The following is a 9146-nucleotide window of genomic DNA, read 5'->3' as shown; positions in this document are numbered from 1 at the left end:
GTGGCGGCGATCTTCGGCCCGCTCGCCGAGGCGAACATCAACGTCGACATGATCATCCAGAACATCGCCAAGGACAAAGGCGAGACCGACGTGACCTTCACTTGCCCGCAGGCGGACCTCGCGCGCACGCAGGCGCTGCTGGAAGAGCGCAAGGACAAGATCGGCTACTACCGCATGATCGCGGACAGCAAGGTGGCCAAGGTCTCGGTCGTGGGCGTGGGCATGCGCAGCCATGCGGGCGTTGCCTCGACCATGTTCAAGGCGCTGGCAGACCGGGGCATCAATATCCAGGCGATCTCGACCAGCGAGATCAAGGTTTCGGTGCTGATCGATTCGGACGAAGTCGAACTCGCCGTGCGCGTGCTGCACACCGCCTACGGGCTGGACGCCGCGTAAAGTCCCGCCTCCCGGCGCCCTTGGCGGTTACCGGAAGGCGGGGTGCGACCCGGGGCCGGGCCTTGATGGACCGGCTCTCGGCTCATGCAGGCAAGGGGAGACTACCTGATGGGTTGCTTCTACGCCGCGTACGGTGATCGGGGAAACGACAATACTTGCGCACAGAAATCGAGATTGACGATCAGCGCGCGAACTTCCCGCCTTGTTGCCGCCACGAAGCGGCCCTAAGGGCGCTCCCTTGCAGGCTGCGCTAGACGAGACGTTTCTGATGACCGCATACCCGAAGACCGCCGCGCTGATGGCACGCGGTGCAGAATTCCTTGGCAGTGAACATGCCGTGCTGTGCGGCGCGATGAGCTGGGTTTCCGAGCGCAATCTCGTGGCCGCGATCAGCAATGCCGGGGGTTTCGGCGTCATCGCCTGCGGGGCGATGACGCCCGAACTGCTCGATGCCGAAATCATCGCGACGGCGGCGCTGACAGCGAAGCCCTTCGGCGTGAACCTCATCACCATGCACCCGCGCCTGTTCGATCTGATCGAGGTCTGCGCGCGGCACAAGGTTGGCCATGTCGTGCTGGCGGGCGGCATTCCGCCCAAGGGCAGCGTCGAGGCGATCAAGGCGTTTGGCGCCAAGGTGCTGGTCTTCGCGCCGACCCTGGCGCTGGCCAAGAAGCTGTTCCGACAGGGCGCCGATGCGCTGGTGATCGAGGGCTCCGAAGCGGGCGGGCATATCGGCCCGGTTTCGACTTCGGTGCTGGCGCAGGAATTCCTGCCTTCGCTTGCCGAGGATCATATCGTGTTCGTGGCCGGCGGGATCGGCCGCGGCGAGATGATCGCGAGCTACCTCGAAATGGGCGCGAGCGGGGTGCAGCTGGGCACGCGGTTTGCGTGCGCAAGCGAATCCATCGCGCATCCCGCGTTCAAGGCGGCGTTCTTCCGTGCCAATGCCCGCGATGCGGTGGCGAGCGTGCAGATCGATCCGCGCCTGCCGGTGATCCCGGTGCGCGCGCTGCGCAACAAGGGCAGCGACGAATTCATCGCCAAGCAGCGCGAAGTGGCGAACCTGCTCGATCAGGGTGCGGTAGACATGGCCGCTGCGCAGCTCGAGATCGAGCATTTCTGGGCCGGTGCGCTGCGCCGCGCGGTGATCGACGGCGATGTCGAGAGCGGCTCGCTGATGGCCGGCCAGTCGGTCGGCATGGTGACGAAGGAAGAGCCGGTCAGCGCGATCATGGCGGAGCTGATGACGGAGTGCGAGGCGGCGCTTACGCGCGGCTGATCAACCTTCCAGCTCGACGTCCCAGTAAAGCCAGTCGCGCCAGCTTTCGTGGAGGTGGCCCGGCGGAAACAGCCGGCCGCGTTCCTGCAAGTGCCACGAGGTCGGGCGGATCGGTTCGGTGATCAGGCGCATCGCGGCCTGCGCCGGTGTGCGGCCGCCCTTGCGCATGTTGCACGGTGCGCAGGCGGCGACGACGTTTTCCCACGTGGTGCGCCCGCCAAGGCGGCGCGGCACCACGTGGTCGAAGGTCAGGTGATCCGGGCAGCCGCAATACTGGCACTGGAACTTGTCGCGCAGGAACAGGTTGAAGCGCGTGAAGGCCGGGAATTCGCTCGGCCGCACATATTGCCGGAGCGCGATGACCGAGGGGATCTTCATGTCGAGCGAGGCGCTGTGGACCTCGCGGTCATAAGTCGCAACGATATCGACGCGTTCGAGGAACACGGCCTTGATCGCCGTCTGCCAGGGCCAGAGGCTCAAGGGATAGTAGCTGAGCGGGGTATAGTCGGCGTTGAGCACGAGCGCCGGGCAGTTCGAGAGATGACGGTCAGCCCCGAGAAACCCGGAGTCTCCGCTGTGGGGTCTGGCCTCAGCCGCCCGCTCGATCAGCGCCCTGTGAAGCATGCTCCCGTTCGGCCCTTTCGCAGTTGCGCGCCAGCAGCCCCGCCCGGAGGCGAAGCAAGGCGCCTTCGGGGTGCGATGTGAGGGATGCGGATGACCGCTTCGTGACGCATGGCCGGAAAAGACCACAGGCGCGACTCATGCGTCAAGGGGACGCGCGCAATCCTGTCCACAGGTGCATGGGTCTGTGGACAGGATGGGGACAATTCCGGCTAAAGCGAGTGATTACAGCGCGGTGTTACTTCGTGTACGCCTTCACCAGCTCGTAGAGATAGGCGCGGCCGGTCATCAGCGACTTGATCTCGATCCGTTCGTTGAGGCCGTGGACGCCGTTGCCGTCCGGATTGCCCCAGGCGCCGGGCACGCCGTAAGTCGGGATGCCGACCGCGCCGAGGAACACCGCGTCGGTCGCGCCGGTCGACATCGTCGGCACCACCGGCACGCCGGGGAAGTATTTGGCGGCAAGTTTTTCCATCGGGCCGATAATCGCGGGATCCATCGGCGGGGTCTTGGCGATGGGCCGCAGCGGCGGCGCGAGGGTCACCGCCACCCCGGCATCGGCGACGACGGCCTGCAGTTCCTTTTGCACTTCCTCGACCGAGTGGCCGGGGAAGATGCGGCAATTGACATTGGCCCCGGCGCGCTGCGGCAGCGCGTTGTTGGCATGGCCGCCATCGATCAGCGTGGCGACGCAGGTGGTGCGCAGCATCGAGTGGAACGTGCGGTCGGTGTTGAGCATTGCCTCCGCCGCGGTGTCGGCCGGGTTGGCGGCAATCGCCTGCATGGCCTTGCCGAGATCGTCGTTCCGTGCGGCGCCCGCCTTGGCGAAGAAGGCGCGCGTGGTGTCGGAAAGCTCGAGCTTGAAATCGTAGTTCTGCAGCTTCACCAGCGCGGCGGCGAGCTGGTAGATCGCGTTGTCGCGCACCGGGATCGAGCTGTGGCCACCCGGATTGCGCGTTTCGAAACGGTAGTTCTGCACGCCCTTCTCGCCGACCTGGATCGATTCCACGACGAGCTTGCCGCCTTCGGAAACGCCCTTGCCATTGGTGCGCCCGCCGCCGCCTTCGTTGAGCGCATAGGCAGCGTCAATCAGATCGCGCTTGTTGTTTGCCAGCCATTCGGCGCCGTTGAAGGCGTAAGTCGTCTCCTCACCGCAGGTCAGCGCGAGCTTCACTGTGCGCTTTGGCTTGAAGCCCTCCTGCTTGAAGCGGATCAGGGTGTCGGTCCAAGCCGCTGCCATCGCCTTGTCGTCAACCGTGCCGCGCGCGTAGAAATAGCCGTTCTCCTCGATCAGCGTGAAGGGATCGCGCACCCAGTCCTCGCGCTTGGCTTCCACCACATCGAGGTGGGCGAGGAGGAGGATCGGCTTCTCGGTCTTTGAAGTGCCGGGCATGACCGCGACGAGGCCGCCTTCCTTCGGCTTCTCCGGCGTGGCGAACAGGGTCAGCTGATCATCGGTGAAGCCGGCCGCCTTGAGCCGCGCCGCCATGCGCTCTGCCGCCAGGGTGCAGCTGCCCGACGAAAGTGTCGTGTTGGTTTCGACGAGCTCCTTGTAGAGGCTGCGGAAGGCTTCCTCGCCGCCATAGGGATCGGCTTTCGCCGCAGGGGCGGCCAGCGCCGGAGAGGAGAGCAGGGCGGCTGAAATCGCGCCGGTCAGCAGCTTGCGCATGGGGCGACAAGTCCTTTGTATTGAAGGTGGTTGTGCGTGTTTCAGCACGATTGACGCCCCTCCACCAGTCCCTTGCGGTTCGGTGCGGGAAAAGGGGCTCTCCCTTGTGCAAAACAGGCCGGATTCGCTTGGGAAATCGGCCTTTAATGCCTATGTCCGATCCATGGCCAGTACGAACGAAAACATCCCCAACGCCAACGAATATGGCGCCGATTCCATCAAGGTCCTGCGCGGGCTCGATGCGGTGCGCAAGCGCCCCGGCATGTATATCGGCGATACCGACGACGGCTCGGGCCTGCACCACATGGTGTTCGAGGTTTCGGACAACGCGATCGACGAGGCGCTGGCCGGGCACTGCGATCTGGTGCTGATCGAATTGAACCCCGATGGTTCGGTTTCGGTGGAAGACAACGGCCGCGGCATCCCCACCGGCATCCATGCCGAGGAAGGCGTTTCCGCCGCCGAAGTGATCATGACTCAGCTCCACGCAGGCGGGAAGTTCGAGAACACCAGCGACGACAATGCCTACAAGGTTTCGGGAGGCCTCCATGGCGTCGGCGTCTCGGTCGTCAATGCGCTCTCCGAATGGCTGGAGCTGACGATCTGGCGCGACGGCGAGGAGCACTGGATGCGCTTCGAGCATGGCGATGCGGTCGCGCCATTGAAGGTGCTCGGCCCCGCGCCGGCGGATGGCAAGGGCGGCGTCAAGAAGGGCACCCGCGTAACGTTCTTCGCCAGCCACGACACCTTCAAGAACGTGACCGAGTTCGATTTCGACAAGCTGGAGCACCGCTACCGCGAGCTCGCCTTCCTCAATTCGGGCGTGCGCATCCTGCTGCGCGACAAGCGGCATGAAGAGGTCAAGGAGCACGATCTCTACTACGTCGGCGGCATCGCGGCCTTCGTGAAGTACCTTGATCGCAACAAGCAGCCGCTGATGCCCGAACCCATCGCGATCGGCGCGGAGCGGGACGGCATCGGCATCGACGTCGCGCTGCAGTGGAACGACAGCTATTACGAGAACGTCCTCACCTTCACCAACAACATCCCCCAGCGCGATGGCGGCACGCACCTCGCCGCCTTCCGCGCGGCGCTGACGCGGACGCTGAACGGCTATGCGGATCGTTCGGGCATGCTGAAGAAGGAAAAGGTTTCGCTCACCGGCGACGACATGCGCGAGGGGCTGACCGCGATCGTTTCGGTGAAGCTGCCGGACCCCAAGTTCTCCAGCCAGACGAAGGACAAGCTCGTCTCCTCCGAAGTGCGGCAACCCTTGGAGGCTCTGATGGCCGACAAGATGAGCGAATGGCTGGAGGAAAACCCCGCCCACGCCCGCGCCGTGATCCAGAAGGTAATCGACGCTGCCGCTGCGCGCGAGGCCGCGAAGAAGGCGCGCGAGCTGACCCGGCGCAAGGGCGCGATGGATATCGCCAGCCTGCCGGGCAAGCTGGCCGATTGCCAGGAGCGCGATCCCGCCAAGTGCGAGCTGTTTCTGGTCGAGGGCGATTCCGCAGGCGGTTCGGCCAAGCAGGGGCGTGACCGGCATTTCCAGGCGATCCTGCCGCTGAAGGGCAAGATCCTGAATGTGGAGCGCGCGCGGTTCGACCGGATCATCGGTTCGAAGGAAGTCGGCACCCTCATTCAGGCGATGGGCACCGGCATCCGCGACGAGTTCAACCTCGCCAAGCTGCGCTATCACAAGATCGTGATCATGACCGACGCCGACGTCGACGGCGCGCATATCCGCACGCTGCTGCTCACGTTCTTCCACCGCCAGATGCCCGAGATCATCCGCGAAGGGCACCTCTTCATCGCGCAGCCGCCGCTCTACAAGGTGGCGAAGGGGCGCAGCGAGGTCTACCTCAAGGACGGCCCGGCGCTGGACCGCTATCTGGTCGAGGCGGGGCTGGCCGGGCGCTTGCTGGAAACCGCGGGCGGCGCGCGCAGCGGGGCGGACTTGGCAGGGCTGGTCGATCACGCGCTGCGCTTCCGCAACCTGATGGCCTTCGCGCCCAAGCGCTATGATCCCACGATCATCGAGGCGCTGGCGCTGGCAGGCGCGCTGGAGCCGGAAATGACCGCAGCCGAGCGCGAGGCGGCGCTGGCCGCCAGCGTGCGCTGGATGGACCGCGGCGAGCACGACGCGCGCTGGATCGCCGAAGTGGCGCCCGATGGCGGCTATCGCATCCAGCGCGTGTGGCGCGGGGTGACCGACCAGCACACGATCGAGCCCGGCTTCCTCTCAAGCGCCGAGGCACGCAAGCTGGCCCGGCTCGCCGGCGAACAGGCCGAAGTCTATGCCATGCCGGCGCGGCTGGTGCGTACCAGCGCCGCGGTGGCCGAGCCCGAGCCCGAGGCGGTGCTGGAAGAGCAGGAAGGCGAGGCCGAAGCGCCCGCGCCGGTGCGCCCTGCCACGAAGGAGAGCGGCGGGATCACGCGGCCTTCCGAACTGCTGGCGCAAGTGCTGGCGGCGGGGCGCAAGGGGCTCTCCATCTCGCGCTACAAGGGGCTGGGCGAAATGAACGCCGATCAGCTGTGGGAGACGACGCTCGATCCGACCCAGCGTTCGCTCCTTCAGGTGAAGATGGAAGACGCCGACGTGACCGACGAGATCTTCACCCGCCTGATGGGCGATGTGGTCGAGCCGCGGCGCGACTTCATTCAGGAAAACGCGCTCAACGTGGCGAACCTGGACGTCTGATGGCCGGCGCGACCCTGGCCGAAATCCCCTGGGATCAGGCGGCGACGATGATCGATCTGGAAGGGCGCGTGCCGATCATCGGCACGATCCGCGAGTGCGCGCTGCACTTCACGCTCTACAAGCCGCACGCGCGGGAGAATGCGCGGCTGCTGCTGACCGTGCCGGTGCACCGCGAAGGCCGTGCGACGCGGACGTGGCTGCTGGAGCCGGCGGAAATCGCGGTGCTGGCGGCGCGGTTGGCGGATGAGGGCAGCGAGACGGCGCATTAGCCGCCGACGACCTCTTCTTCGTCACCCCGTGCGTGACACGGGGTTAGGTTTTTGTTCCACTGCTGCGCCAGACAAGAAAGCCAAGGCCCGTGTCAAGCACGGGCCGACGATGGTACTTTTGTCATTCTTCGTGTGGGCATGGGCGAAACCTTAATCCGCCCGTGCCATCCTGCCCGCGATGGAAATGTTCTTCCTCCTTGCCGGGCAGACCTTGTGCCTTTTCAGCCTCTGGGTGCTGGCGCGCCGCGACTGGGTGCGGCTGACGCGGCCCGCCGTGCGTGTGGAAGCGGTGGTGACGGGCTACCGCTCGACCTGGAACGAAGGCAGCCGCAGCTACGCGCCGGTCTACCGCTTCACCAGCGAGGGCGGCGAGCATGAAGTGGTGGAGGCGGTCTACAGCGGCGCGCAGAAGCCGGATCTGGGGACCGTGGTCGCGCTCAGCCATCCCGCCGGGCGGCCCGATCTGGCGCACGTGCCACGGCCGCTGATGTGGCTGGCGGTCTATGGGCTGCTGGTCTTCATGGAAGCCATGCTGCTGGCGAAGATGATGGGGTGGATCGGGGGGTAGGGCCTCTCAACCTCGTCATTCCCGCGAAGGCGGGAATCCAGAGCGGCGCAGCGCTGTGGCGCCCTGGATCCCCGCCTTCGCGGGGATGACGAAGGGGGCCTGTTGGATTTGGCGGCGCGGCAATGCGGCATCCGGGCAAAAGGGAGATCGCGCGGCCGGTGCGGCGCCTGCAAAACCCCTCGGGAGGGGACTGCGGGGCGGCACGCCATGAACTGCATCATCTGCGAATGGCCGGATGGGGCAGGACCTGACCCGGCTCGACCTGGTGCCGTCAGTGCCCGGACCCGGGGGCGGCTCGCAGACCAGCCGGGCTCCTGCAGGCGCGGGGGCGCCTCTGGGCACTGAACGGGGCGGGCGTGGTGAATGCCTGGCCAAGGTGTTCGGGCGCATGTCCCGCCTTGAACCCCGCAGCCCACACCGGCCGCGCTGGCCCTCGGCGTGACGCCTCGGGCCAGAAGAGCGAGGGCGAGGCTGGCCTTTCCTGCTCCCGATCTGGGTGGGGCGTTTAACCTATTTGGTTTGTTTTGTCAAGTATGGAGGTTGGATGCTGCGTTGTTGGCCCACCCCTGACCCCTCCCGCTTGCGGGAGGGGTTAGGGGTGGGCAATCTGGCGCCATGCCTGCCTTCAAGCCCCGCAACACACAGCGCGCCCGAGAGTTGCGGCGAGAGGCGACACCTGCGGAACGCCGCCTTTGGGTTTATCTCGCGAGGTCGCAGCTGGGCGCGAAGTTCAGCCGGCAGATGCCGGTCGGGCCATATTTTGCGGATTTCCTTTGCCGCGAGCTGATGTTGATCGTCGAGATCGACGGGTTCAGCCACGAAATGCGACATGAGGCAGATGCTGCGCGGACCCTCGTTATCGAGGCGCATGGCTACAGTGTGATCAGGTTCACCAACGCGGAAGTGCTGGGGAATACTGCAGGGGTTGCAATGGCCATTCGCGAAGCGGTGCAGACAGCGAGGTCGCTGGCCCACCCCTGACCCCTCCCGCTTGCGGGAGGGGGATGCAAATGCTGCGCTTCAACGCCCCTCCCGCAGGCGGGAGGGGTTGGGGGTGGGCCTCACTCCGCCGCGATCCCCGCCGCCTTGAACATATCCGCTTCGGCTTCCTCGACCAGCTCATTCGCCGGTTCGGCAGCCTTCGCCTTGCGGCGCGAGTCGAAGCTGGACCACACGGTGTTCCAATCGCCGCGGGTGGCGGCCTTGGAGTATTCGGTGGCGCGGGTTTCGAAGAAGTTGGCGTGTTCGACGCCGTTGAGCAGCGGGGTGAGCCAGGGGAGGGGGTGTTCCTCGATCATGTAGATCGGCTGGAAGCCCAGCTGGCCGAGGCGCCAATCGGCGATGTAGCGGATGTACTTCTTGATTTCCTTCGGGCTCATGCCCGGGACCGGGCCCTGCTCGAAGGCGAGATCGATGAAGGCGTCCTCGAGGCGGACGGTCTTCTGGCAGCAATCGATGATGTCTTCCTTCACCGCCTTGGTGAGGCAGCCGCGTTCGGCCACGAAGGCGTGGAACAGCTTGGTGATGCCTTCGCAGTGGAGCGATTCGTCGCGCACCGACCACGAGACGATCTGGCCCATGCCCTTCATCTTGTTGAAGCGCGGGAAGTTCATCAGCATGGCGAAGCTGGCGAAGAGCTGGAG

9 protein-coding genes are annotated in these 9146 nt (G+C 65.7%); 6 read left to right on the top strand and 3 right to left on the bottom strand.

The window, feature by feature from the left end; genetic code table 11:
• The coding region (locus tag K5Q19_RS20890; RefSeq protein WP_292949243.1) for an ACT domain-containing protein at positions 1-396 on the top strand (396 nt) is incomplete at its 5' end.
• 268 nt (positions 397-664) lie between these two features.
• A complete protein-coding gene (locus K5Q19_RS20885) occupies positions 665-1675 on the top strand; it encodes a nitronate monooxygenase (RefSeq protein WP_292949241.1) in 1011 nt (336 codons plus the stop codon).
• On the opposite strand, the gene K5Q19_RS20880 is transcribed toward K5Q19_RS20885, so the two are convergent.
• Positions 1676-2299, bottom strand: coding sequence for an HNH endonuclease (locus tag K5Q19_RS20880; protein ID WP_292949239.1), 624 nt, complete (start codon positions 2297-2299; stop codon positions 1676-1678).
• A gap of 235 nt (positions 2300-2534) precedes the next feature.
• Positions 2535-3965, bottom strand: coding sequence for a M20/M25/M40 family metallo-hydrolase (locus K5Q19_RS20875; protein WP_292949237.1), 1431 nt, complete (start codon positions 3963-3965; stop codon positions 2535-2537).
• 163 nt (positions 3966-4128) lie between these two features.
• On the opposite strand from K5Q19_RS20875, the gene gyrB reads away from it, so the two are divergent.
• The 4 genes from gyrB (at position 4129) to K5Q19_RS20855 (ending at position 8484) form a co-directional block, all read left to right on the top strand.
• Complete coding sequence (gene gyrB / locus K5Q19_RS20870; protein WP_292949236.1) at positions 4129-6666, top strand: DNA topoisomerase (ATP-hydrolyzing) subunit B; 2538 nt, start codon at positions 4129-4131, stop codon at positions 6664-6666.
• Positions 6666-6935 carry a hypothetical protein gene (locus K5Q19_RS20865; RefSeq protein ID WP_292949234.1) on the top strand — a complete coding sequence of 90 codons (270 nt, stop codon included), beginning with the start codon at positions 6666-6668 and terminating at the stop codon, positions 6933-6935. The genes gyrB and K5Q19_RS20865 overlap by 1 nt, the downstream gene beginning before the upstream one ends.
• A gap of 178 nt (positions 6936-7113) precedes the next feature.
• Positions 7114-7503: a DUF3592 domain-containing protein gene (locus K5Q19_RS20860; RefSeq protein ID WP_292949232.1), complete on the top strand. Its 390-nt coding sequence runs from the start codon at positions 7114-7116 to the stop codon at positions 7501-7503.
• 615 nt (positions 7504-8118) lie between these two features.
• A complete protein-coding gene (locus tag K5Q19_RS20855) occupies positions 8119-8484 on the top strand; it encodes a DUF559 domain-containing protein (protein WP_292949230.1) in 366 nt (121 codons plus the stop codon).
• An 80-nt stretch (positions 8485-8564) separates the two neighbouring features.
• On the opposite strand, the gene K5Q19_RS20850 is transcribed toward K5Q19_RS20855, so the two are convergent.
• Positions 8565-9146: ribonucleotide-diphosphate reductase subunit beta (locus tag K5Q19_RS20850; protein WP_292949228.1), on the bottom strand; the 582-nt coding region annotated here is incomplete at its 5' end.

Origin of the sequence: Novosphingobium sp. (genome assembly GCF_019748365.1) — a bacterium.
Taxonomy (GTDB): domain Bacteria; phylum Pseudomonadota; class Alphaproteobacteria; order Sphingomonadales; family Sphingomonadaceae; genus Novosphingobium.
The sequence above is the reverse complement of the archived record's forward strand: the minus strand, read 5'-3'. Positions and strand labels throughout refer to the sequence as shown.

What these genes read in the sequence shown, in the direction of transcription:
- K5Q19_RS20885 (WP_292949241.1), top strand. Translation starts at nt 665, where the DNA reads ATGACCGCATACCCGAAGACCGCCGCGCTGATGGCACGCGGTGCAGAA.
- K5Q19_RS20880 (WP_292949239.1), bottom strand. Translation starts at nt 2,299, where the DNA reads ATGCTTCACAGGGCGCTGATCGAGCGGGCGGCTGAGGCCAGACCCCAC.
- K5Q19_RS20875 (WP_292949237.1), bottom strand. Translation starts at nt 3,965, where the DNA reads ATGCGCAAGCTGCTGACCGGCGCGATTTCAGCCGCCCTGCTCTCCTCT.
- gyrB (WP_292949236.1), top strand. Translation starts at nt 4,129, where the DNA reads ATGGCCAGTACGAACGAAAACATCCCCAACGCCAACGAATATGGCGCC.
- K5Q19_RS20865 (WP_292949234.1), top strand. Translation starts at nt 6,666, where the DNA reads ATGGCCGGCGCGACCCTGGCCGAAATCCCCTGGGATCAGGCGGCGACG.
- K5Q19_RS20860 (WP_292949232.1), top strand. Translation starts at nt 7,114, where the DNA reads ATGGAAATGTTCTTCCTCCTTGCCGGGCAGACCTTGTGCCTTTTCAGC.
- K5Q19_RS20855 (WP_292949230.1), top strand. Translation starts at nt 8,119, where the DNA reads ATGCCTGCCTTCAAGCCCCGCAACACACAGCGCGCCCGAGAGTTGCGG.